This is a genomic window from Kitasatospora herbaricolor, from assembly GCF_030813695.1.
Classification (GTDB): domain Bacteria; phylum Actinomycetota; class Actinomycetes; order Streptomycetales; family Streptomycetaceae; genus Kitasatospora; species Kitasatospora herbaricolor.
In genome coordinates this window covers 800646-825206 of record NZ_JAUSVA010000002.1, presented here as the reverse complement: position 1 = coordinate 825206, position 24561 = coordinate 800646, and the positions used below count along the sequence as shown (strand labels likewise).

Below are 24561 nucleotides of genomic sequence, written 5' to 3'. Positions count from 1 at the left end.
GGCGGCGCCCCGCCCCGCACCACGGCCGGTCCGCCGGCGGGTCAGGGGTAGCTGACCAGATTCGCCACGTTGCTGCCGGAGTTGGCGGCCGCGCCACTGTTGTTGATGACGTGGCTGATCGTCCCGGTCCCGCCGAGCGAGACCGTCACCATGTCGTGGAAGCGGACGCCCGCGGTGTTCGGCACCTCGAAGGAGTGCGCCTCGACGACCGCCGGGTTGACGTTGAAGTAGGCGTAACTGCCCAGCCCCCAGGCCTCGTGGCTGGTCACCGCGGGGGCTACCTTGTACGCGGCCCAGCCCTGGGTGGAGCCGTTCATCCAGGCGGCCTGGTTCGGCGGGTCGTAGGGCAGTTCGTTCTGGTAGAAGTACGTCCGCCCGCCGTTGCCGTTCCAGATGGTCTGGTACTGCTGGTAGTGCTCGACGAACAGGCCGTACATGGTGACGTCGTCGCCGTTCACCACCAGCCCGTTGGCGGCGGTGTTGGAGGTCCAGCCCACTCCGCTGCCGTGGTCGGCCCGCCACAGCCAGAGGTGGTCGCCGATGACGTTGTTGCTGTTGACCACCAGGCTCTGCGCGGCCTTGCCGACGCCCGCGCCGCCGATCCGGAAGAACACGTCGCTGAGCGTGGTCGGGTTGGCGGCGTGGTTCGCGGTGGACCCGGCCGGGCCGACCTGCACCAGCACGGAGGAGCTGGTGGTGCCCGCGTCGACCAGCAGGCCGGCCAGCTTGACGCCGTCGACGTCCGCGACCGAGAGGGCGGTGACGCCGTTGTCCGGGACGAGGGTGGCCAGGCCCAGGCCCAGCACCACGGTGTCCGGGCGGGTCACCCGGATGGTGTCCGAGAGGTGGAAGACCCCGGGCGTGAGGAGCAGGTTCTTCCCGGCGGCCAGGGCCGCGTTGATGGTGGCGGCCGAGTCGCCGGGCTTGGCGATGTAGAACTGCGAGATCGGCAGCGAGGACCCGGCGGTGCTGCCGCCCGCCCAGCTGGTGCCCGCGGTGTTGGTCCGCAGCGCGGGGACGAAGACCTGGTAGCCGCCGGCCTGGTCGACGTAGAGGAAGGGCTTCTCCCGGACGGCCGGGGCCTGGCCGACGTTGGTGATGGGCGGGCTGGGGAAGGTGGTGGCGGGTGCGCCGTTGACGCCGACGAAGACCATGTTCCAGTTGGAGCCGGACCAGCTGCCGAACTGGTCGCTGCGGGACAGCCACTGCTGCTGGGAGCCGGAGCGGACCTGCCCGTCGATCTTCGAGTCGGACAGGAAGCCGCCGCTGGACCAGCCGCCGTCGTCCAGCTGCAGGTCGCCGCGGATGTGGACCCGGCGCATCGGCGCCGCCTGCGAGACCGCCCAGCGGTCGGTGCCGCCCGAGGGGTTGACCGAGAAGTTCTCGGCGTCCCGCCAGAAGTTCTGGGTGGCGTTGCCCTGGAACCAGTCCGCCTCGGCGTGCACGGCGCCGTTGATGGTGACGTCGTCGGGGGAGAGGCCGAGGCCCGCCACCTGGGTGTAGAAGCCCACGTTGGCATCGACGTTGTAGGTGCCGGGCTTGAACAGCAGGGCGTACCTGGCGCTGCCGAACTGGTTGCTCTCCTGCTGGGAGAAGACCGAGTTCAGGGTGGACTGGATGGTCGCGGCCGGCATCGACGGGTCGAAGATCTTCACGTTCGGCCCGAAGTCCGGGGTGCCCGCCGGGGGCGTCGGGGTGCCGAAGGAGAAGGACTGCGCGCCGGTGCCGTTGCAGGTGTACTGGCCCAGCTGGACGCTGTCGGCGGCCGAGGCGGCCGGCACGTCCAGGCACTTGCCGCTGTTGCGGTTGACGAAGTGGTAGTAGCCGCCGCCTTCGGCGACCGGCTGCCACTGCTGGTTGAGGCCTCCGGAGTAGGACCAGAGCTGGACGAGGGCGTTGTCGGCGGCCGAGACGCCGGTGACGTCCCAGGCGCGGCTCGCGTCGATCCGGCTGTTGACCCGGACGTTGCCGGCGTCGGTGCCCTGGAGCTGCCACTGCTGGGCGGTGGTGCCGTTGCAGGCGTACTGCTGGACGGCGGTGCCGTCGGTGGCGGCCGCCGCGCGGGCGTCCACGCACTTGCCGTTGGCCTTGCTGACGACGGTGGTCCAGCCGGTGGGCAGGGTGTCGGCGGCCTGGGCGTGCGGTGCGGCCCCGAGGGTGAGCCCGACGGTGGCCAGCAGGGCGCCGGTCACCGTGAGCGCCAGGCCGCGGTGACCCGCCGCGGGCGGTTTCGGCCGCGCGGGCGGCTGGAGTTCGGCTGTGGTCATGAAGGTCCTCCATCTTCGGCGCCGATGGGGCGGCGCCGGCGTAGGGGCCCGCCGGCCGGTGGTCCGCTCATCGGCGGGCGGTCGGCCGTCGGGGGTGGGGCCTGGTGTCGCGTGAGCTCGTGCTGCCTCGCGCGGGGCATGCCGAGCCGGCCGGCGATCGGGGTCGGGGGCCGTCGCGGGTACTGCCCGAACGTCGGCGCGGTGGCGCGAACGGGCTTTGTTCGGCTCTTAGTTCAAGTCGCGATTTAACTGGTCTGGACAGGGCCGCGTCAATACTCCGGGCGGAGTCGGCTCCTGGGTCGGCGGCGGGATCCGCCTGGCGCGGTGGGCGAGTTGACGACCGCGGCGGCACGAACGGCCAGCTCCGCGGGCGGGGCGAGGCCCCGGCGGCCCCGGCTTTAAGGCGGGGTACCCGGCGCCGGGATCGCAGCTGCGGGGAAAAATATTGCGGGCTACGCAATATTGCCTGTCGCGCAGATTCTCCCTAGGGTGGAGCCATGACGAACGACGTGCCGGGGGTCGGCGACTCCCCGGGAGGGCTGCGGGAGCGCAAGAAGCTGGCCACCCGGCAGGCCCTGAGCTGGGCGGCGCTTCGCCTGGCCCAGGAGCGGGGGCTGGAGAACGTGCGGATCGACGACATCGCCGCCGAGGCAGGGGTGTCGCCGCGGACCTTCAACAACTACTTCTCCAGCAAGTACGAGGCCATCGTCTCCCGGAACGCGGACCGCATGCGGCGGGCCGCCGAGGCCCTGCGGGCCCGGCCGACCGACGAGCCGCTCTGGGACGCCCTGGAGCGGGTCGTCCTGGCCAACTTCGAGGAGGCGGACCGCAGTCCGGATCCGGCCTGGACGGCCGGCGTGCGCCTGCTGCTCGCCGAGCCCGCCCTGCAGGCCGAGATGGTGAAGGCCGGTGCGGCGGCCGGGGGCGACTTCGCGGCCGCCGTCGCCGCGCGGACCGGCACCGACGCCGCCGCCGACCTCTACCCGGGCCTGGTCGCCGCCGCCGTGCTGGCGGCCCAGCAGACGGCCACCGACCGGTGGCTCCGGGCCGACCCGCCCGTCCCGCTGCTCCCGCTGGTGCGGGAGGCCCTCGGGCTGCTCGCCGCCGGGCTGCCGGACCCGTCCGAGGGCCGCAAGGCGGGGTAGCGCCCGCCCGGCCGTCCCACGTCCTCGGTGGCGGGCCCTGCCCGCGCCGGGGCGGTCCCGGTCATGTCGTTGTCATGCCCTGTTCACTCGGTGCGGCAGGCCGGGATCAGCCGTGCCCCGATCAGTCACACCGCGATCAGTCACACCGCGATCAGTCACGCCGCGATCAGTCACGCGCTGACCAGCCATGCCGTGACCAGCCATGCCGTACCGAGGGCCGCCCGTAGGGCCCACGGCAGATCCTCCGGAGGAGAAAACCGATGACACTCGACGTCCTGATCGCCGGCGCCGGCCCCAACGGGCTGATGCTGGCCTGCGAACTCAGCCTCGCCGGGGTCCGCCCGGTGGTCCTGGAACTGCTGCCCGAGCGCAGCGCCGAGCCCAAGGCCAACGGACTGGTCGGACAGGCCGTCCGGCTGCTCGACCACCGGGGCCTCCACGAGGCCCTGGGCGGCGGCCCCGGTGCGCCCAGGCCCGTACCGCACTACGTCTTCGGCGCCTTCACGCTCGACCTGACCGGGCTCGACCCCAACCCCGTCACCATCCTGCCCGTCCAGCAGCGCCGCCTGGAGCAGCAGTTGGAGGAGCGCGCGGTGGCTCTGGGCGTGGAGATCCGGCGCGGGCACCGCCTGGTCGCCCTGACCGGGGAGCACGGCGACGGGGATCCGGCCGGGGAAGCCCCGGGCCCGGTGACCGTCGACGTCGAGGGCCCCGGGGGCCGCTACCGCCTCCACGCCGACTACCTGGTCGGATGCGACGGCGGCCGCAGCACCGTCCGCAAACTCGCCGGGATCGCCTTCCCCGGTGTCACCGGCCCCGACCTGGTCTCCAGGACGGGCCACGTCACCCTGCCCGAGGCGCTGCTGGTGCCGGAGAGCGGCGAACTCGACATCCCCGGCTTCGGCCGCCTGCGGCCGTTCACCCACACCCGCACCGAACGCGGGGTGGTCGTCTTCGCGGCGCCGGAGCCCGGGAAGCCGCTGCTCAGCACCTTGGAATGGGGCCCGCCGCCGGCCGGCGAGGACGGACCGATGACACTGGCCGAGCTGCGCGCCAGCGTCGGCCGGGTGCTCGGCGTCGAGCTGCCCGTCGAACCGCCGACCTCACCCGGCCCGCACCTGCTGCGCCGGATCACCGGCGGGAACACCCGGCTCGCCGAACGCTACCGGCGGGGGCGGGTGCTGCTGGCCGGCGACGCCGCGCACGTGCACTCGGCGGTCGGCGGGCCCGGCCTCAACCTCGGGCTGCAGGACGCCGCCAACCTGGGCTGGAAGCTCGCCGCGACCGTCCGGGGCTGGGCGCCGCCCGGCCTGCTGGACACGTACCACGCCGAACGCCACCCGGTGGGCGAGCGGGTGTTCATCCACTCGCAGGCCCAACTCGCCCTGATGGCACCGGGTGAGGGCGTCACCGCGCTGCGCGGACTGTTCGCCGAGCTGCTGGCCGACACGGCCAACGTGCAGCACATCGCCGACACCCTGGCGGGGAGTGACGTCCGTTACGCCACGACCTGCGCGCACCCGCTGGCCGGGCGGTTCGCACCCGACGCCGATCTGGAGACCGCCGCCGGTCCGATCCGGTTGGCCGAACTCATGCGGGGAGGGCGGCCGTTGCTGCTGGACCTGACCGGCGGGGCCGGACTGCCGGCGGCCACCGCGGCGCCCTGGAAGGACCGGGTCGACATGGTCACGGCCGGCTGCGCCGCGCCGCCCGCCGCCGCCCTGCTGATCCGCCCGGACGGCTACGTGGCCTGGGCGGCGGCGGCCGGTGAGCCGGACGGGCAGCTCACCGAGGGGCTCCGTACGGCGCTGGCGGCCTGGTTCGGCGCGCCCGCCGCGGCCTGAGCCGGCCCGGCCGGGCACAGGCGCACCGGTGCCGTCCCCGGCGGTGCGGCAGCACGGCCGGGGACGGCGGTTCGGGCGGGCCCGGCCCGGTCGGGGCCGGGCCCACGGATCAGCAGGCGCCGTCGTCGGCCCAGACGCCCCACTGGCCGCTGGCGGTCGGGACCTCGTTCAGCGTCCACCACTTGGCGTGGTACTTGTGGCCGGCGTACGAGACCTTGTTGCCGTTGGTGTAGGTGGTGCCGGCGTTCCACGGCGGGTCGGTGCAGACCCCGCCGGGGTTGGTCGGGGAGACGGTCGGCGAAGTGGTGGCGGTGGGGCTGGCGCTCGGGGTGCTGGTGGGCGGGACGGCGCCGGCGAACTTCACCGTGTACTTGGTGAAGTCCCAGTCGGCCTGGGCCACGCTGGAGCAGGCCCCGGACAGGCCGGGGTCGACGGTGCCGGGGCACTGCCGGTCGCGGTTGACGGACCAGTAGGTGTAGCGGGCCAGCCCGTGCGAGGTGGCGAAGTCCAGCACGGTCTGGAAGTCGGCCTGCTTGAAGTACTCGGCGGCGTCGGTGCGGCCGTTCATCAGCGAGACGCCCTCGTGGGCGTAGGCGACGGCCTCGCTCCAGCCGAAGGTGGTGCGCAGCAGGCCGTTGAACTTCACCAGCGCGTCGGTCTGGGCGGCGGCGCCGTTGAACCCGCCGTCGAACGGCATGATGGAGAAGTTGTTCGGCGTGAAGCCCTGCGACTTCGCCTCGTTGAGCATCTGCTGCCCGAACCAGCCGGTGCCGGCGTTGGTTCCGGCCGTGGTGATCGAGACGTACAGGCCGGGGTTGTTCTGCTGGAGGATCCGGGCCGCGCCGATCTCGTTGTGGATGGCCGCGGTGTTCTCGTACTCCGGCTCCTCCAGGTCGAAGTCGATGGCCTTCAGCGCGTACTTGGTGATGACCTTCTGGTAACCGGCGGCGGTCGCCTCGGGGGTGCCGCAGCTCTGGCCCAGCTTGTTGCCGCCGTAGCCGCCGATCGAGACCGAGACGTCGCCGCCCTTGTCGCGGATCTTCTGGATCACGGCCGGCATGGTGGTGTCGGTGTCGATCGAGGAGGTGCCGCCCCAGGCGGGCTTGCAGCCGCCGGAGTCGAGGATGAAGGCCAGCTGGAAGGCCTTCTGGCCGGTGGCGTCCATCACCGCCGCGACGTCCGGCGGGCTGTTGTCCTCCGGCATCAGGTACGGCGCGGAGGCGTACCAGTTGCTGCCGAGGGCGGTGGTCGCGTTGGCGGAGGCGAGCGCGTCGCCGCCGGTGGCCAGCGCGGTCAGGCCGCCGGCCAGCAGGCCGAACGCGGCCATGGCCGTCACGGCGCGGCGGCGCCGGCGGTGGCGGCCGGGTACGGGAGGTGCGGATGTCACCGGAGGCCGGCTTCGTTCCATGGTGAACCTCTCAGGGCAGGCTGTGGGGGAGGCCGCCCCGCCCAAGGTGTGGGAGGCCGTGACCGGTACGCCGGAGGGGACTTGGGCGCCGGGCAGCGGGCGGATCGGCTTGCCCCTAAGTTGGACTAGACCAGTTGACAGGTCAAGGCCTGAACGCCCGCGGAGTGCTCACGGTCGATGATTTGACCAACCGTTGACCCTGCGACAAGGTCCGCCGGGCGGCCGGCCCGCGGCCCGGCGCAGCCGGAAGGGGCGCACCACGCAGCCTGTGCGTGGTGCGCCCCTTCCGCGAGGGGGCCGGCCCGGGCGCCCGGGCCCCGGAGCCTGTCGGGCCGGGAGCCCGTCAGCCCTGGGCGGACGGCTCGGAGGGGTTGAGCAGGACGAAGTCCGCGCCGTTCGGGTCGAGGCAGACGGCGAGCCGGCCGACCCCCTCCGCGTTCTCCGGGCCCATCTGGACGCTGCCGCCGTTGCCGCTCACCTTGGCCACCGAGGCGTCGCAGTCCGCGGTGCCGAACACCGGGTGCCAGTAGGCCTTGCCGCCGGTGGCCTGGAGGAACTGCGGCGGAAGCTCCATCAGGCCGCCGTGCATCCGCTCGGGCGGCAGCCCGGCCGGGGTGATCAGGGTGTACACGCCCTCGTCGCCGCCGGGCAGGGGCTGGTCCTGGTACGTCCAGCCGAGGACGCCGCCGTAGAAGGCCTGGGCCGCCTTGGAGTCGGTGGTGTACAGCTCGATCCAGCTCAGGCTGCCGGTGGCGTCCACGCTTTCCAGGGCCGGTCCGCTGCCGCCCGGCTGCCAGACGGCGAACTGCCCGCCCTGCGGGTCGGTGAGCTGGGCGATCCGGCCACCGTCGGGGATGTCGAACGGCTCCGCGCGCACCGCGCCGCCGGCCTCGGTGACGGCCCGGGCGGTGGCGTCGGCGTCCGCGACGCGGAAGTAGACCATCCAGGCCGACCGGGCGCCCTCCTCGGTGAGCTTGCCGATCGCGCCGACCGTGCGGCCGCCGAGCTTGAAGACGCCGTAGCCCTGCGCCTCCTCGCCGTAGGACTCGAATTCCCAGCCGAAGACCGCGCTGTAGAAGCCGGCGGTGGCCTTGACGTCCGGGGCGCCGAGGTCGAGCCAGCACGGGGAGCCGGGAACGAAGTCAGTGGTGATCATGATGATTCCCTTCGGGTGTCCCTTGCCCAGTCAGGGTGGCACCCGCCCCCGGCACCCGCCCGTCACCTGCGGCAGTCGGGGGACGCCCGGGCCCGGATCCGGCGGGCCGCCGACCCGCCGGACCCGGGCGCCGGATCAGCCCCGGGGGAGGACCAGCGACTGGACCTCCGGCAGGTGGCGCCAGTCGCTGGAGACGATGCTCGCGTGCGCGGCGGCCAGCTGGGCGGCCCGCACGCGGGCCTGCTCGGCGGTCGGGTCGGTGGCGCTGATCGCCGGGGCGACGTTCTGGGCGTCGGTCATCACCAGCAGGTAGTGCCGGGCGTCGTACCAGCCGGTGTCGACGCCGGAGACGTAGGCCGCGGCGTCACCGTCGAAGACCACGAACCAGGGGCGGATCGAGGTCTCCGCGTACTGGTCGCGCGGGTCGCCGGAGCGGGCGCCGTGCACGACCGGGAAGACCTGGGCGCGCGAGGCCTGCCCGGACGCGACGAGGTCGCGCAGGTGGCGGGCGTACTCCACGTCGGTGTGCAGGGTGTCGAAGGGGTTCTGCTCCTCGACGGTGCCGGGGATCACGTCCAGCAGGACGCGCCCGGCGAGCGCGCCGCGGCTCGGCCAGTTGCCCGCGCGGGCGGCCTCGTCCAGGGTGGCGTACGAGCCGCCGCCCGGCTTGGCGAGCAGGTCGGCCGGGCGGAACACGGCGCTGCCGAGGTGCGCCGCTATCAGGGCGTCGAGCTGGGCCGGCCCCATCCCGCGGTTGGCCGCGAAGCCGCCCTTCAGCTCCAGCTTGACCACCAGCGGGCCGGCGCCGGGGTGGGCGCCGAGCCAGACCCGGATGTCGTCCAGGCAGGTCTCCAGGTTCTTGTTGGCGCCGCCGCTGTAGAGCTGCGCCGGGGTGGTCGCGGTGACGCAGTTGTTGGCGTTGCCCAGCGGGTTGGAGTGGCTCACCTTCCATTCCTTGGTGACGGTGTCCGTCCACGCGTCGAGCTCGATCATGCCGGTACCCGTGTCCAGGGCCTGGGCGAGGAAGGGGAAGGCGGCCGGGTCGTAGGTGTTGTGCAGTCCGACCGTGGTCGCGGAGCCGAACGGGAGGTCCGCCGGGGCGGTCGCCTCGGCCGCCTCGGCGGGTACGGCGACGGCGACCGCGGAGGCGGCCAGGAACAGGGCGGCGGCGGCGATGATGCGGCGTACGGACACGGTGTCTCCTCGTCAGATGCCGGGACGGCGGCCAAAGCCTGGTCCATCCGAGCGGATTCGAGGTGACATGACAAGGAATTCTCCTGACACCGCGTCGGAAGACCTCCGAACGGCGACCGGAGTGACGGGTGAGGCGGGGCGGACCGAACCGGCGCCCGGTCGGCGGGAGCTGGCGGCACCCGTGGGGCGGGGCGGTGCCGGGCGGGGCGGCCCCCGCTCACCGCCGTCGCGCTGCACAGCAACTCCGCCTCCACCGACAACTCCGCCCGGCCGGACCTGACGGTCCGGCTCAGCCGGGACGACGGCGCGCGAGGTGGTCGCACGAGGTGCTGCTCAAGGCCCGGCACGTCCGGCTACTCCAGCGCGGCCGTGCTGGCCGACGGCACGGCCGGCGACCTCTGCGAGATCGGCGGCACCGGCGGGGTCGTCTACACGGCCTTCACCCTCGGCTGGGTGGAGGGCACCTGAGCCACCGCGCCGCACGGCGGCCGGGCCGCCCCGACACCTTGCGCAGGTGTCGGGGCGGCCCGGCCGGGGTGGCGGTGCGGGACGGGTCAGCGCCGGGTCACTGGTACACCCGGACGTAGTCGACCAGCATCTTCTGCGGGAAGACGGTGGTGGCGTCCGGCGAGCCGGGCCAGTCCCCGCCGACCGCGTTGTTGAGGATGATGTAGAAGGGGTGGTCATAGACCCACGGGCCGCGGGTCTGCTCCAGGGTGCTGCGGTTGACGGTGAAGAAGGCGTTGCCGTCGACCGAGAAGGTCATGTGGCCGGAGTCCCAGTCCAGGGCGTAGGTGTGGAAGGCCGAGGCGAAGTCGGTGCCCGGCAGCGTGTACGGCGAGCCGTAGCCGGCGGCGCCGAAGTAGGCGGGGGCGTGCAGCGTGGAGTAGACGCTGTCCGCGACCTTGCCGACGTGCTCCATGATGTCGATCTCACCGCAGTTGGGCCACGGCGTACCGGTCTTGAAGTCGGAGCCGAGCAGCCAGAACGCCGGCCACAGGCCCTGGGTGCCGGTCACCTTGATCCGCGACTCGACGTGGCCGTAGGTGAAGTTCAGGTGGTCCGAGGTGTTGATCCGGCCCGAGGTGTACTGGCAGACGGTGCTGCCGCTCAGCGGGTCGCGCGGGCAGGCGGAGCCGGGGGTGACCTCCTTGCGCGCCTCGATCACCATGTTGCCGGTGCCGTCCTGGTACGTGTTCTTGTTGCCGGTGGTGTAGTACTCCAGCTCGTTGTTGACGCCCGCGCCGGCGTCGCTGGTCCACTTGGACTGGTCCGGTCCGGTGCCGGCCGAGGCGTTGAACTCGTCGCTCCAGACCAGCTTCTGGGGGTTGCCCGGGTTCGGCGGGGTGGCCGGCGGGGCGGTCGGGTTGCCACCGGTGCCGTACACGTCGAAGCCCCAGAGCGAGTAGCCGTACGCGGTGCCCCGGGCGGTGCCGTACATCCGGACGTAGCGGCCGGTGCCGGAGACGTCCAGGGTCTCCTTGAAACCGGCGCCGGTGGTGGTGGAGTAGATCGTGGTCCAGTTGGCGCCGTCGGCGGAGGTCTGGATCTGGTAGGCCTTGCCGAAGGCCGGGTCCCACTGGAGGACGACCTTGCTGATGGTGGCGGTGGCCCCCAGATCGACCGCGATCCAGGCCGGGTCGCTCCAGCCGGTGGTGGCGTTGGTGGCCCAGCGGGTGGCGGCGTTGGCGTCGAAGGCCTTGGCCGGCGTGCAGCCTGAGCAGTTGCCGTCGTCCTGGAAGGTGGAGGCGGTGGCGGGCTTGGCGTAGGACAGCAGCACCGGGCCGTTGTCGGCCGGCGTGCCGGTGAACACCTGGAACTCCCAGAGCGAGTAGCCGTACTGGGTGGCCCGCTGGGTGCCGTACATCCGGACGTAGCGGCCGGTGCCGGAGAGCGTGATCAGCTCGGTGGCGCCGGGACCGGTGGTGGTGGAGTAGACGGTGGTCCAGGTGGCGCCGTCGTTGGAGATCTGGATCTGGTAGGCCTTCGCGTAGGCGGCCTCCCAGCTCAGCTGGACACCGCAGACCGACTGGACGGAACCGAGGTCGACCTGGACCCACTGCGGGTCGGTGGCCGAACTCGACCAGCGGGTCCCCGCGTTGCCGTCGAAGGCCGCGCTCGCCGGGGTGCCGGCGTTCTCGGCGGTCGACGCACCGGCGGTGTGGTTCAGCGCCGCGTTGTTGCTGCTGCACCCGCCGCCGGTGCCGCCGCCGCCGCTGCCGTAGACCTGGAACTCCCAGAGCGAGTAGCCGTACTGGGTGGCCCGCTGGGTGCCGTTCATCCGGACGTAGCGGCCGCTGCCGGTGACGTTCAGGGTCTCGGTGCCGCCGGCGCCGGTGGTGGTGGCGTTGATCGTGGTCCAGTTGGCGCCGTCGGTGGAGGTCTGGATCTGGTAGGCCTTGGCGTAGGCGGCCTCCCAGACGAGCACGACCTGGCCGATCGTCACGGTCGAGCCGAGGTCGACCTGGATCCACTGCGGGTCACTCGCCGAACTCGACCAGCGGGTACCGGTGTTGCCGTCCACAGCGGCCGAGGCGGGGGTGCCGACGTTCTCCACCGAGGAGGCGGTCACCGGCTTGCCCTGGGACAGCAGGGTGCCGGCGGCCCGCGCGGGGCTCCCGGTCACGGCCAGCACGAGGCCGGCGATCATGGCGACGACCAGCAGCAGGGTGACGGAACGGCGTCGCTGCGCCGGACCGGACCGTGTTCGGAAGTCGAAAGGAAGGGTGAGCACGAAACCTCCTGGGGGAAGCGGTTCCGAATGGGTGGGGGTGACGCTGCGGATCGCTGGAGAGTTCGCACAGCCGGGCGGGCGAGGGTGGGGAGAACGCTCTCCGACAGAGGTGATGATTGCGGCGACGTTTCCGACGTGTCAAGGCATGTGCACGCGGAACCATTCGATATGTCGCTCTTGTACGAGTTCTGACATCAATTCTGAAACACGGGGGACACTTTGCGGGAGCTCGCCGGAAGGCAGGTCGCGGGCATGCCGAAGGGGGTGGCGGCACCGCCGTGCCGCCACCCCCTGGTCCGGCGCTCAGGTCAGCTCAGGGTCACCGTCGGGGCCGGATTACTGCCGCTCCAGGTGCCGTTGAAGCCCAGGGTGACCGAACCGCCGGGGCCGACCGCCCCGTTCCAGGCCGCGTTGGCGCAGCTGACGTGGGCGCCGCTCTGGCTGCAGACACCGCTCCAGGCCTGGGTGAGTTGCTGGCCGGCGGTGAAGTTCCAGTCCAGGTGCCAGCTGCTCAGCGAGGCGCCCGCCGGGCAGCTGACGGTGACGCTGCCGCTGAAGCCGGTGTTCCACTGGTTGGGCACCGCGTAGACGGCCGTGCAGCCGCTGCCGCCGGGCGGCGGCGAACTGGTCGCCGTCGCGGTCACGGTAGCCGTCGGACTCGGGCTCGGTGAGGCCGAGGCCGAGGACGAGGGCGTCGGAGAGGGGGAGTTGGACGGGGTGACCGTGCCGCCCAGGGCGGTGGCCACTGCCCGTACCGCGGGCTTGGGCTGGTAGTTCTGGTCGTACAGGGTCGCCGCGCCGTAGCCGGAGAACACGTCCGGCACCCAGGAGTCCGCGTCCGAGACGTCCCAGCCGGTGATCCCCTTGCAGCGGGCGACCGCCAGGCAGGCCTTCACCACCGTGCCGTAGTCGGTGGCCTGTTGGGCCAGCTTGGCCTCGGTGGCAGGGGTCTGCATCCGGACGTCGAGCTCGGTGACGGCGACGTCCACCCCGAGATCGGCGAAGCGCTGGAGGTTGGCCTGCAGGGTGGACGGGACCTGTCCGAGCACGAAGTGCGCCTGGAACCCGACCCCGTCGATCGGGGCGCCCTGGGCCTTGAGCGAGCGGACCAGGTTGTAGAGGGCGTCGCTCTTGGTCCCCAGCCCCTCGACGTTGTAGTCGTTGATGTACAACTTGGCGGCCGGGTCGGCCTGGTGGGCCCAGGTGAGGGAGTCCGCGACGAATCCGGCGCCCAGCGTGCCGTACCAGGGCGACGAGCGGAAGGTGCCGTCCTCGTTGAACAGCTCGTTGAGGACGTCCCAGGCGTAGATCTTGCCCTGGTAGCGCCCGACCTCGGTGGCGATGTGCTGCTGGAGGATGCCGCGCAGCTCGGTCGCGCCGAAGCCGCCGTTGGTCAGCCAGCTCGGGTTCTGGCTGTGCCAGACCAGTGTGTGGCCGCGGACCTGCTGGTTGTGGGCCTGCGCGAAGGCCACGATCTGGTCGGCCTCCGCCCAGGTGAAGCTGCCCCTGGTGGCCTCGACGGAGCCCCACTTCATGGCGTTCTCGGGGGTCAGCGAGTTGAACTGGCCGCCGGCCAGGGCCGCGTACTGGGCGTTGCCGCTGAGCTTGCCGCCGGCCACCGCGTTGCCGATGTACACGCCCTTGGCGGCGGCCAGGTCGCGCAGCGGCGGGTCGGCGGCCTGGGCGGCCCCGGGGAGCAGGACGGCGCCCAGCGCGGTGCACACCAGGGCCGTCAAGGCGAGGGCGGCACGCCGCAGCAGGCCGCCGGCCCGGGCGGGCGGCTCGGTACGGGCGGGGGCGGGGGTGCGGGCGTCGGTCCGGGCTGGCGGCTCGGCGCCGGGGGTCGGGTGTCGCACGGGTTTCCTTTCGGGTGGGGGAGTGCCGTACCTGGGGCACGCCGTGGACCGACGGACGGCGCCGGGCCCGCACCGGGGCAGGCCGGTGGGGGTCGGGCCGCCGCGCGGTCAGGCGCAGACCGCGCCGTTCCGGGTGAACGGCGCGGGGGCGTTGTTCACGCCGGGCTGGTCGGCCTGGAAGCCGAAGCTCGCGGTGGCGCCGGTGCGACGGCGCCGTTCCGTCCGAGGTCCTCGGCGGTGACGCCGGCCCCGCTCTGGGTCACGACGGCGTTCCAGGCGTTGGCGATCTTCTGGTCGGCGGGGAACGACCGGCCCGGTGACCAGCCCTGGAGGGCGGTGGGACCGGTGTTCTTCAGGGTCACGGTGGCGGGTGGTGCCCCGCCCCCGGAGTGCGACGGTCAGGAGGCGGTGCAGCCGAGCGTCGGCGCGGTGTTGCCGCCCGTCCAGGTGCCCTGCAGCCCGAAGCTGGTCGAACCACTGACCGGGAGCGTCCCGTTGTACGCCAGGCTGGTCGCAGTGACCGTGGCGCCCGACTGCTGCACGGTGGCGTTCCAGGAGCCGGTCAGCTGCTGGCCGGACGGCCAGGTCCAGCCCACCTGCCAGGACTTGGTGGCCGTGGTCGCGGTCACCGTCACGGTCGCCGTGAAGCCGGTGCTCCACTGGTTGTCGATGTGCCAGCCGGCCGTGCACCCGGCGCCGCCGGTGCCGCCGCCGGACGTGGTGGCGCTGACCGCGGCGGAGGCCGCCGAGACGTTCCCAGCGGCGTCCCGGGCCCGGACGGTGTACGAGTACGCGGTGGCGGCGGTCAGGCCGGTGTCGGTGTACGAGGTGCCGGCGGTGGTGCCCACCAGGGCGCCGCCGCGGTAGACGTCGTAGCCGGTGACGGCGACGTTGTCGGTGGCGGCCGTCCAGGCCAGCGAGACCGTGGCGGCGGTGGTGCCGGTCGCGGCCAGGCCGGCCGGGGTGCTGGGCGCCTGGGTGTCCCCGCCGCCCCCGCCCGCCGCGCCGAAGCCCGGCGCCTTCACATCGGCCAGGTAGGCGTCCTTGGTGGTGTTGACGGTCGTCCAGTCGTCGTTCAGGATCCCGCCGGTGTCACCGGAGTTGGGGTTCCAGGACCAGAACGTCCAGCTGATGCTGTCGGCCCCGTACTGCGCCGTCGGCCGCAGGTACTGCACCAGGGCCTTCAGCCACTTCTGGTCCACGGTGGCCTGCAGGGTGGTGCCGAACTCGCCGACCCAGACGGGGGCGATGTTCTGGTTGAACAGGTAGCCCCAGTTCTTGTCCCACACGCCCGGCATGTTGGCGGGGAAGGACGGGTCGGAGAACCAGGTCTGCTGGGCCACGCTGGTCGCGTAGTCGTGCACCGAGTAGACCAGCCGGTTCGGCACGTTCAGCCGGACGGGGTACTGCCCGGCGCCCTGGAGGTTGCCGCCCCACCAGTACGAGCTGCCGTTGAAGGACTGGTTGCCCTCGACGAAGACCAGCAGCTTGGGGTTGGCCGCCAGCACCGCGTTGCCGGCGCGTTCGGCGGCCAGCCGCCAGTCGATCGTGGTGTCGCCGCAGCCCCAGCAGGCCGGGTCGTGCGGCTCGTTGTGCAGGTCGATGCCGATCATGGCGGGCTTGCCCGCGTACCGGGTGGCCAGGGCGGTGAGGTCGTTGATCCAGGTGGTCTCGGGGACGGCGGCGGTGTACCAGAGCGCGGACTGGCCGGCCGAGTCGGGCCGGTGGCGGTCCAGGATGACCTTGAGGCCGGTGGTCCCGGCGTAGTCGACGATCTTGTCCATGACTTGGAGTGAGTTCAGGCCCTGAAGGTCCGCGTTCATGCCACCCGAGGTGTTGACGCTGACCGGTGAGGTGCCCTTGAAGATGTCGTCGCTGTAGGGCAGCCGGATGGTGTTGTAGCCGAGCGTCTTCATCTGGTCGATCATGCTCTTGTAGTCGCGGGACCAGAGTCCGTGCGGGACGTAGTTCGCGGTCTCGAAGCCGAACCAGTTGATGCCGGCGATGCGGACCGGTCGGTTGCCCTCGTCGAGCAGTTGGCGGCCGCTGGTGTGCCAGTAGCCGGAGCCGGCCGCGGTGGCGTCGGCCGTGGTCGCGGCCGTCGCGGCGGTCGGGGTCGCGGCGCCGGCGGCCTGGGCGGCCGGGACGGTGGCGATGAGCGCGGTTGACGCGAGGGCGACGGCCAGCAGGGCCTCGCGCAGGCGGCGTACGGGGTGGAGCACGTCGCTGTCCTCTCTGGGACGGTCCGGCAGGAGCTGTGACGGGCGCGCGGCGAACTTGGGCGGGACTGGGTGGGAGCGCTCCCATATGTGGCGTCGGAGGACGCCTTCGGTTCCTGCCGGAGGTGGGGGGATGGAGCCCGGTGGCGAACGCGGGCACGCCGAGTTGGCGGGGTCCAGTGAATCCATGGACAGTCGGGGCGTCAATAGCGAGTTCAGTATTCAATGCTTGAACGCAGTCGCCGGCCGCGACGCCGGGCCCGAGATCGGCAACCCGCCCACCCCGTGCACCGGTTGACGGACCGTGGGCCGGGCCGCGCGTCGGCGGTGTGATCTGGGCCGCCCGGCGGCCCCGGACGCGCGGGACGGGGGCGGCCCCGCCACGGACCGCCCCCGCCTTCACCGCTGTCGCCGGACCGGCCGGCCCGGCCCGGATCAGGCCAGCTGGGCCGCCTGCAGCCCCGCGTACGCCCCACCGCTGCGCAGCAGTTCGGCGTGCGAGCCGATCTCGGCGATCCGGCCCTCGTCCAGCACCACGATCCGGTCGGCGCCCTTGACGGTCGACAGCCGGTGCGCGACCACGAACACCGTCCGCCCCTGCACCAGCCGGCCCAGGGCCTGCTGCACCAGCGCCTCCGAGCGCGAGTCCAGCGCCGAGGTGGCCTCGTCCAGCACCAGCACCCGGGGGTCGCGGATCAGCGCACGGGCGATCGCCAGCCGCTGCTTCTGCCCGCCGGAGAGCCGCGCGCCGCGCTCGCCCACGACGGTGTCCAGGCCCTGCGGCAGCCGGTCGATGAACTCCAGTGCGTTGGCGTCCCGCAGCGCCGTACGGACGGTCTCCTCGGTCACGGCGGGCATCCCGTAGGTCACGTTCTCCCGGACGGTGCCCTCGAAGAGGATCGACTCCTGCGGCACCACCGACAGGAACTTGCGGTAGCTGCGCAGGTCCAGCGACTCCATGTCCTGACCGTCCAGCAGGATCCGGCCCTCGGTGGGGCGCAGGAAGCCGATCACCAGGTTGAGCACCGTCGACTTGCCGGCGCCCGAGCCGCCGACCAGGGCGATGGTCTCGCCGGGGCGCACGGTCAGGTCGAACCCGCTGACGGAGGGCCGGTCCGTTCCCTCGTACCGGTAGCCGACCCCGCGGAAGTCCACCCGGCCGCGGACCTGCCCGACCTCGGCCTTGCCGGAGTTGACCTCGAGGTCCGGGGCCTGCAGCACCTCGCCCGCCGAGCGGACGGAGGCCAGCCCCTTGCCGATCACCGGCGTCAGGCTCATCAGACTGGTCACCGAGCCGGTCAGGGTGGAGAAGTAGGCGCTGAGCATGACCACCTGGCCCGCGCTGACGTTCATCCAGCCGTAGTACGCCACCAGCGCGGAGCCGGCCAGGCAGCTCACCCCGATCGCGTTCAGCAGGATCCAGGTGAGCGCGCCGAACCGGCCGTTCAGCAGGTCCAGCCGCAGACCGGCGCTGAGCACCGTGCCGAGCGTCCGGTCGACCCGGCGCAGCGCCGTGCGCTCCAGCCCGTGGGCCCGGGTTATCGGGATCAGCGTCGTCATCTCGTTGATCCGGGACGAGAGCTGCTCGACCTGGACCCGGAACGACTCGTTGTCGGAGCGCAGCCGCTCGCGCAGTCGGACCACCAGCAGCGCCGAGGCCGGCACGATGACCAGGAACACCGGCAGGAACACCGGCGCCTGCACGGCGAGCACCAGCACGCCGCCGGTCAGCGTGGCGATGGCGCCCAGCCCCATGTCGGCGGTCTGCTGGGTGGCGTTCTCGATGCCCTCGACGTCCCGGACCACCTTGGCCTGCAGCACCCCCGCGCTCACCCGCGAGTGGTAGCCGATGGAGAGCTGCTGCATCCGGTGGCAGAGCGCCGAACGCAGCCGGGTGCCGGTGCGGCGGATGCTGCCGTGCATCCAGCGGACGTAGAGCAGGTGCAGCGGCAGGTTGAGCAGCAGGATCGCCAGCAGGACGGCGGCGTTCCACCAGAGCACCGAGATCGGCTGGTGCTGGACCACCACGTCGATGATGTTCGCGGTGATCAGCGGCAGCAGCCAGACCGGGGTGTGCTTGGCGAAGTAGGCGAGGACGGCGAGCAGCACCCGTCGCCGGTCGGGGTGGAACAGGTAGAGCAGGGTGCGGACGGGGTGTTCGCCGCGGTAGCGGTGGCTGAGCGGGCCTTCCGGCAACGCCATGTACGTCTCCTGGGGGCGGAGGTCGGTGCGGGGAGGGACGTGAGGGAGGCACCATCCTCGCAGCGCGGGCGCACGCCGCGACACTGCTTTTGGTGCCCACGTCCGCGGCCCCGGGCGGGCCGCCCGGGGCCCCTGCGCCGGCCTCCGGCCCTCGCGTCCGGCCCCGTGCCCAGGGTGCCGCGCCCGCGCCCGGGCGTCGGGACACCGGGCCCGCCCGGTACCGCCGCTCCCACCGCGCGCCCGTTCGGCGGTCTAACGTGCAGCCTGTACCCGCCGGACACGACGAGAGGTCCTTTTGATGCCCGAATCGCACAGCATGCTGTTCGTCACCTTCGACGACCCGGCGGCCGTCCGCGCCGCGTACGAGGAGGTCAGGGAACTGCACGGGGTGCGCCAGGCCGCGGTGCTGGAGCGCTCGGCCGAGGGCATCCTCGACGTGCCCGAGAGCTGGGTGCACGGCGCCGGGACGCCGACCGTGGTGAGCGGACTGCTGGGCGGCCTGGTCGGACTGCTGGGCGGCCCCGTCGGGTTCTTCCTCGGCTGGACGGCCGGCACCGTGCTCGGCGGGGCGACCGAGTTCAAGCGCTTCCAGGACGCCGCCGAGGGGCTCACGGTCTTCAGCAGCGGCCTGGCCGAGGGCGGGTCGATGCTGATCGTGGACCTGCGGGAGGAGTCGCCGGACCCGGTCGACGCGATCGCCGGGCGCCACGGCGGGCACCTGGTCCGCCGCCCGGCCGAGGAGGTCGAGGCCGAGGTGAGGGCCGCCCAGCGGACCGCGGAGGACGAGGTGCGCAAGGAGCAGGAGGACGCCGAGGGCTGACGCCCGCCGGTCGCCCCTCGTCCCCGGCGGGGTCAGCCGGCCGGGGACGCCTCTTCCTCGAACAGCCACCGCCCGCCCGGGCGGGCCGGCCGGGCGGAGACCACCCGCAGGACGGTCCGCTCCTCGTCCGGCTCGACCAGTACCACCCCGCGGGCGTGCAGTTCGTGGAGGCCGGCCCGGACGTCCTCGGCCGGGCCGCCGGGCGCCCCGAGCAGGCCGGCCAACTCCGCCACCGGCAATGTCACCGTGTCGCCGGCCCGGCGCAGCCGCAGTTCTCCCTCGTCCACCGCGAGGTCCAGCCAGAGCGCCTGCACCGGCACCTGCGGCCCGTAGAGCGGACGGAGCCTGGCCAGGCGCCGCATCATGCCGACGGCCCCCGGGGTGATCAGCGGGTCGGCGGCGGCCTTGTCCGGGCTCATCCCGGGCGCGACCGTGATCCACTCCTCGTAGCCGGGCGGCCGGAGCTCCCGCAGCGAGTACTCGACCGCGGCCCGCTCGCGGCGCGGCTTGCCGCTCTTCTTGCGTCCCATCCCGGGGTGTCCTCTCCGCTCGTGCCCTGACGGGCCTGCCCATTGAACACCCTCCGGATCCGGCTGCTCCCCCAGGGTCACGAACGGGGGCGCCAGGGGCCCCGGTGCGCGCCGGTGGGCCGACCGTAGGTGTACGACTCAGCCCTGCGGGTGATCATGAGGGCCGAACGGCCCTGAACGGGATTTCCGCAGGTCGCGCCTGGACACGCTGGTTGCCATCCGGCTCCCGCCCACGAAAGGCACCCCGATGGTCACCCTGTTCCTGCTCACCGCCCCGCTGCTGCTCGCCGTCGTCCTGGCCGGGTCCGGCCGCGGCCATCGGCGGGCCCGCCCGCCGGTGCACCGCCGACATAGCCGTGGCGCGGCCCGGCACGCGGCCCGGCGCCGGATCCCGGCCTGACCCGGGCGGATCCCCGTCCGGGTGAGGTCGTGGCCGGCCTCTCCTGAAGAAAGTTTCGGCCGGCCGGGTTTGCTCCCGGGAATCCGGGTCAGACGTCAGGTCGGGACGGCTCGTACACTCCCCCCGGGCGGGCCGCCCGCAGCGCAGCCCCGGACCTACCCCCCAGGTCCGGGGCTGCTGCACGTCCTCCGGCGGCCCGGCCCGGTGATCCGCCGCCCCGGTCCCCTCCGGTGATCGGCCGCGATGCCGACGGCCCATTCCCGGAAGGGAATTGTCCGGCCGCCCGGCGGCGGGCGAGAGTCATGGGGACCGCAGTCAGGGGCTCCACCGCACGCCAGGGGACAACGATGCCGAAGACCGACCCGCAGGTGCTCGCCGACCGCTACGCCGCGCTCTGGAACGAGCCGGACGCCGAACTGCGCCGCACCGGCGTCAGGCGGATGTGGCGGGCGGACGGTGTGCACGTGCTGCAGCCGCCGCAGGAGATGCGCAGGTCGGCCGTCGAGCTGGGCTTCGCCGACCCGGTGCTGGAGGCCCGGGGGTACCGGGAGCTGGAGGCGAGGGTCCGCACGGCGTACGAGGAGTTCGTGGCGCCCGGCGGCCTGCTGTTCCGGGCCCGTGCCGATGCCGAGCAACTGCACGACGTGGTCAAGTTCCACTGGGAGGCGGTGGACACCGGCACGGGCGAGGTGGGCGGGGTCGGCCTGGAGTTCCTGGTGCTGGACGAGGACGGCCGGATCCGGAGCGACTTCCAGTTCATCGAGAACTGACCGGCCGCGCGGCCGGGGGCGGTCCGGCGGCGCGCCCCCGGCGTCCCCCGTGGGGGCCGGTCACGATCGGTCGACGCTCATGATCCGTCGACGGTGATGACGATCTTGCCGCGGGTGTGCTTGCCGGCGAAGTCGGCCACCGCGTCGACGGCCCGGTCGAACGGGTAGCGGGCGCCCAGCTCGACCCGCAGCCGGCCGTCCGCCGCGCGGTGGGCGAGGTCCTCCAGGTCGCCGGGCGCCGGGTCGAAGGAGCCGATGTAGACCGGCGTCACCTCGCGCTCCAGCTCGGCCGGGCCGAACAGCGGGGAGACCAGCCGCCCGCCGGGCCGGGCGGCCCGCGCGGTGTCGGCCAGGCCCTCGCCCCGGTTGATCAGGTCCAGCACCACGTCGACGCCGCCGGGCACCAGCCGCAGGGTCTGCTCCACCACGTCCCCGGCGCGGTGGTCGACCGTGTCGGTGGCACCGAGCTCCCGGACGTACCCGGCGTCGTCGGCCGCGGCGGTGGCGATCACCCGGGCCCCGAGGGCGGTGGCGAGCTGGACGGCGTACAGGCCGATGCCGCCGGTGGCGCCGATCACCAGCAGGCTCTCGTCGGCGCCCAGGCCGACGGCGCGGAGCAGGCAGACGGCCGTCATGCCGGACTCCGGGATCGCCGCGCCGTGCTCGGCGTCCAGGCCGGCGGGCCGCCGGGCCAGCCTGGGGCCGACCGTCGCCACGGTGTACTCGGCCACCGTGCCGCCGGAGGGGACGAAGGCGAGCACCTGGTCGCCGGGCGCGTAGCCGGCGGCGTCGGGGCCGACCTCGGTCACCGTGCCGGCCACGTCCATGCCCACCACCAGGGGGTGGTCGACCGGGTAGAAGTCCTTCATCGCGCCGGTGATCAGGGCGAGGTCGAGCGGGTTCAGCGCCGCCGCGGAGACCTTGACCAGGACCTGGCCGGGGCCGGCGGCGGGCTTCGGCCGCTCGGCGAGGGAGATCCGGTCGAGCGGCTGGTACTCGGTCGAGACGAGGGCCTTCATGGCTGGCTCCTGACGGGGTGCGGGGGGAAGGGCCGGGCGGCCGCCACCGGCCTGTTGCCCGTACCTTTCTATGCCGCCTGCCGGGCCGGGACCCGGCGGGGAGCGGGGCGCGCCGCCGAATGGGGCACGGCGCCGCGTCCCGGCCGCCGCCGAGGGGCCGCGCCCCGGCCCCGCGGTCGGAGGCCGGGCTCAGCCGGCGAAGTTCAGCGCGTACAGCCTCCGGACGTCCGGCTCGGTCACGAAGTCCATCGGGACGGTGCCGAGCACCGCCGGGCCACCGCTGCGGCCGGCGGCGGAGGCGTAGCCGGCCACCCGGGGGTTGATCACGTCGGCGGCCGTGTGCGGCCAGAGCCCCCAGCCCGAACTCGACGTGAAGGTGAGGAAGAGCCGCTGCGGGTCGACGGCGGCCCGGGCGGCGTCCAGGTGGGCGGAGACCTCCGGCCACTTGCGGGAGTCGAGTTCGAAGACGGTGCCGATCTGGTAGTCGTCCTCGATGTCCGTCAGCGGGCCGCCCCAGCGGATACCCGGCAGGGCAGGGTGGTCGGCCAGCACCACCACCCGGCCGCGTACCTCGTCGAGCCGGGGGACGCCGTCCTCCGTCCGCAGGAGCCCGGGCCAGCGGTCCCGGTAGCCGGCGAAGACCGCCCCGAACTCGGCGTCGGAGGCGGTCGAGTACTCCTGCCGGACGCGCATCAGCAGGGTCTCGCGCGGGTGCGCGGCGAGGAAGGCCTGGCAGGCGTTGAGCACGTCGCCGAAGAAGACCTGCTGGAACACCGGGCCGTGGTGGATCGCCAGGACGCCGTTGATCAGCCGGCAGCGGATGTCCAGGAACCGCACGCCTGCGACGAGCTGGGCGGCCAGCGGGAGCGTCTGGGTCTCGGTGAGGGCGCCGCCGTGGAGGGAGCAGGTGTCGTGCGTGCCGGGGACGGTCAGCCGCGCCAGCGGGGTCTGTCCGCCGAGGGCGCCCATCCAGTCCGCGCCGCCGGGCAGCGTGCCGGGGGCGGCCGCGGCGGGGCCCGGGCCGAGGCCCGCCAGCAGCCCCGCCGTCCCGGTGGCGAGCGCTCCGCGTGTGAAGACGCGCCTGGTCATCGTGCGTTCGGTCGGACTCACGGGCCACTACCTCCGAAGACGGCGGATCATGACATGGACATTATCGATGGATGGGCCGTCCGGATAGACCCGTGCAGGAGGACGGGCCCGGGCGAATCCGGCGGACGCTGCGCGCCGCCCCGGCCGGGGCGAACCGCCCGCCCCGGCTGCGCGCTACCCACGGGTAGGCCGGGTCGGGGCGGTACGTCCGCCCGGCGTGGCGCGGCGGCAGATGATGCCGGGGCCGCCGTGACCGGCGATGATCGGAGCAGCCGCCGGGTCGGACAGGCGGACCGGACGCGCCGTGCACCAGCCGGCCGCTCCGGGACCTGGACGCGGCGACGGGCCTGGGGCAGCCGCCCCCTCCCGCCGTTCGCGCCGCGTGAGGAGGACCTCTCATGACAGTTGCACGGGCCAAGGCCCCGGCCGGCAAGAAGGCGGCCCCCGGGAAGAAGGCAGCACCCGGCTCGAAGGCGGCCCCCGCGGGGCTCACCTTCGATCGGAGCCACACCCCCCAGGAGCGGGCCGCCCGGGGCAAGGCCGCCCGGACGACGTCGCCCAGGTCGGGCCACGGCTGGTTCGAGCCTCCGGCGGGCCGCGCGGACCCGGTGGACCTCCTGGAGCAGCAGTCGGCCGAGCGGCTGGCCGAGCTCATCCCGATCCGCTACGGCCGGATGACCGAATCCCCGTTCCGCTTCTACCGGGGCGCCGCCGCGATCATGGCGGCCGACCTGGCCGGGAGCCCGGACTCCGGCCTGCGCACCCAGCTGTGCGGTGACGCGCACCTGTTGAACTTCCGGCTGATGGCCTCGCCGGAACGCCATCTGCTCTTCGACATCAACGACTTCGACGAGACCCTGCCGGGACCCTGGGAGTGGGACGTCAAGCGGCTGTCGACCAGCCTGGTGATCGCCGGCCGGGCCAACGGCTTCACCGACGACGAGCGGGCGGGCATCGTGCGCGCCGCCGTCGGCTCGTACCGTCAGCGGATGCGCGAGTTCGGCGGGATGCGTCGGATCGACGTCTGGTACGCCCAGGCGGACGTGGAGCGCCTGCGCGAGGTGGCCGCGGGGCGGCTGGAGAAGGCCGGGCGCAAGAACCTGGAGAAGGCCGTGGAGAAGGCCCACTCCCGGGACAGCCTGCAGGCCTACGACCGCCTCACCGAACTGGTCGACGGCCGGCGCCGGATCGCGGCCGACCCGCCGCTGCTGGTACCGCTGCGCGACATCATGCCGGACTCGGAGCACACCGCGCTGGAGGAGCGGTTCGGCCTGTTGGTGGAGAGCTACGCGCGCAGTCTGCCCTCCGACCGCCGGTACCTGCTCAGCCAGTACCAGGTGGTCAGCGTCGCCCGCAAGGTGGTCGGGGTCGGCAGTGTCGGCACCCGCTGCTGGATCATCCTGCTGCTCGGCCGGGACGACGAGGACCCGCTGTTCCTGCAGGCCAAGGAGGCCGGCCCGTCCGTCCTCGCCTCCCACGTGGGCGCCAGCGAGTACGACAACCAGGGCGAGCGGGTGGTCGCCGGCCAGCGGTTGATGCAGGCCACCAGCGACATCTTCCTCGGCTGGGAGCGGACGACGGGCATCGACGGTCGCCGGCGCGACTTCTACATCCGCCAGCTGCGCGACTGGAAGGGCATCGCGAAGCCCGAGCTCATGTCACCGCGGGGGCTGGGAGCCTTCGGCGAGCTGTGCGGCGCGACCCTGGCCCGGGCGCACGCCCGCTCGGGGGACCCGATCGCGATCGGCGCCTACCTCGGCGGGGGCGACTCCTTCGACCGCGCGCTGGTGGGCTTCGCCGAGGCGTACGCCGACCAGAACGAGCGCGACTACCGGGCCCTGGTCGAAGCGGTGGCCTCCGGCCGGGTGGTCGCGGAGCGGGAGCCCGCGCAGGACTGACGGGCCGCCC

Annotated in this window: 18 protein-coding genes; 6 read left to right on the top strand and 12 right to left on the bottom strand. The window is 73.3% G+C overall.

Annotation, left to right across the window (positions count from 1 at the left end):
- Nucleotides 1–41: 41 nt before the first annotated feature.
- Entirely contained in the window at nt 42–2267 is a 2226-nt protein-coding gene (locus J2S46_RS04125; protein ID WP_191293886.1) for an RICIN domain-containing protein, read from the bottom strand.
- A 497-nt stretch (nt 2268–2764) separates the two neighbouring features.
- Between J2S46_RS04125 and J2S46_RS04120 the strand changes: the two genes are divergently transcribed.
- Both J2S46_RS04120 and J2S46_RS04115 read left to right on the top strand, forming a co-directional pair.
- Nucleotides 2765–3412, top strand: coding sequence for a TetR/AcrR family transcriptional regulator (locus J2S46_RS04120; protein ID WP_191293885.1), 648 nt, complete (start codon nt 2765–2767; stop codon nt 3410–3412).
- 260 nt (nt 3413–3672) lie between these two features.
- The gene (locus J2S46_RS04115; RefSeq protein WP_191293884.1) at nt 3673–5256 is read left to right on the top strand and encodes an FAD-dependent monooxygenase; all 1584 of its coding nucleotides are present in this window, start codon (nt 3673–3675) and stop codon (nt 5254–5256) included.
- A 109-nt stretch (nt 5257–5365) separates the two neighbouring features.
- Here J2S46_RS04115 and J2S46_RS04110 read toward each other — a convergent pair whose 3' ends face one another.
- The 8 genes from J2S46_RS04110 to J2S46_RS04075 form a co-directional block, all read right to left on the bottom strand.
- Nucleotides 5366–6583 carry a chitinase gene (locus J2S46_RS04110; RefSeq protein ID WP_191293890.1) on the bottom strand — a complete coding sequence of 406 codons (1218 nt, stop codon included), beginning with the start codon at nt 6581–6583 and terminating at the stop codon, nt 5366–5368.
- Nucleotides 6584–7007: 424 nt separating this feature from the next.
- Nucleotides 7008–7820, bottom strand: a complete 813-nt coding sequence (locus J2S46_RS04105) for a VOC family protein (protein ID WP_191293883.1) — start codon at nt 7818–7820, stop codon at nt 7008–7010.
- A gap of 135 nt (nt 7821–7955) precedes the next feature.
- Nucleotides 7956–9014: a phosphatidylinositol-specific phospholipase C domain-containing protein gene (locus tag J2S46_RS04100; RefSeq protein ID WP_191293882.1), complete on the bottom strand. Its 1059-nt coding sequence runs from the start codon at nt 9012–9014 to the stop codon at nt 7956–7958.
- A 565-nt stretch (nt 9015–9579) separates the two neighbouring features.
- On the bottom strand, nt 9580–11664 hold the full coding sequence (locus tag J2S46_RS04095; protein ID WP_191293889.1) for a discoidin domain-containing protein: 2085 nt from the start codon (nt 11662–11664) through the stop codon (nt 9580–9582).
- A 392-nt stretch (nt 11665–12056) separates the two neighbouring features.
- Complete coding sequence (locus tag J2S46_RS04090) at nt 12057–13505, bottom strand: glycoside hydrolase family 10 protein (protein ID WP_191293888.1); 1449 nt, start codon at nt 13503–13505, stop codon at nt 12057–12059.
- A gap of 254 nt (nt 13506–13759) precedes the next feature.
- Nucleotides 13760–13966, bottom strand: a complete 207-nt coding sequence (locus J2S46_RS04085; RefSeq protein WP_307348699.1) for a cellulose binding domain-containing protein — start codon at nt 13964–13966, stop codon at nt 13760–13762.
- 36 nt (nt 13967–14002) lie between these two features.
- Entirely contained in the window at nt 14003–15826 is a 1824-nt protein-coding gene (locus J2S46_RS04080) for a cellulase family glycosylhydrolase (protein WP_229913300.1), read from the bottom strand.
- 432 nt (nt 15827–16258) lie between these two features.
- Nucleotides 16259–18025: an ABC transporter ATP-binding protein gene (locus J2S46_RS04075; protein ID WP_191293880.1), complete on the bottom strand. Its 1767-nt coding sequence runs from the start codon at nt 18023–18025 to the stop codon at nt 16259–16261.
- A gap of 298 nt (nt 18026–18323) precedes the next feature.
- On the opposite strand from J2S46_RS04075, the gene J2S46_RS04070 reads away from it, so the two are divergent.
- Complete coding sequence (locus tag J2S46_RS04070) at nt 18324–18845, top strand: histidine kinase (RefSeq protein WP_191293879.1); 522 nt, start codon at nt 18324–18326, stop codon at nt 18843–18845.
- A 32-nt stretch (nt 18846–18877) separates the two neighbouring features.
- Here the strand turns inward: J2S46_RS04070 and J2S46_RS04065 are convergent, their stop codons facing one another.
- The gene (locus J2S46_RS04065) at nt 18878–19375 is read right to left on the bottom strand and encodes a hypothetical protein (protein ID WP_191293878.1); all 498 of its coding nucleotides are present in this window, start codon (nt 19373–19375) and stop codon (nt 18878–18880) included.
- Between the two features lie 247 nt (nt 19376–19622).
- Here J2S46_RS04065 and J2S46_RS04060 point away from each other — a divergent pair, with 247 nt between their 5' ends.
- Entirely contained in the window at nt 19623–19775 is a 153-nt protein-coding gene (locus J2S46_RS04060; RefSeq protein WP_191293877.1) for a hypothetical protein, read from the top strand.
- A gap of 347 nt (nt 19776–20122) precedes the next feature.
- On the top strand, nt 20123–20545 hold the full coding sequence (locus J2S46_RS04055) for a hypothetical protein (RefSeq protein WP_191293876.1): 423 nt from the start codon (nt 20123–20125) through the stop codon (nt 20543–20545).
- A 77-nt stretch (nt 20546–20622) separates the two neighbouring features.
- On the opposite strand, the gene J2S46_RS04050 is transcribed toward J2S46_RS04055, so the two are convergent.
- Both J2S46_RS04050 and J2S46_RS04045 read right to left on the bottom strand, forming a co-directional pair.
- Nucleotides 20623–21564 carry an NADP-dependent oxidoreductase gene (locus J2S46_RS04050; RefSeq protein ID WP_191293875.1) on the bottom strand — a complete coding sequence of 314 codons (942 nt, stop codon included), beginning with the start codon at nt 21562–21564 and terminating at the stop codon, nt 20623–20625.
- 189 nt (nt 21565–21753) lie between these two features.
- Entirely contained in the window at nt 21754–22674 is a 921-nt protein-coding gene (locus J2S46_RS04045; RefSeq protein ID WP_191293874.1) for a phosphatidylinositol-specific phospholipase C, read from the bottom strand.
- Between the two features lie 377 nt (nt 22675–23051).
- Between J2S46_RS04045 and J2S46_RS04040 the strand changes: the two genes are divergently transcribed.
- The gene (locus tag J2S46_RS04040; protein ID WP_191293873.1) at nt 23052–24551 is read left to right on the top strand and encodes a DUF2252 domain-containing protein; all 1500 of its coding nucleotides are present in this window, start codon (nt 23052–23054) and stop codon (nt 24549–24551) included.
- Nucleotides 24552–24561: the final 10 nt, after the last annotated feature.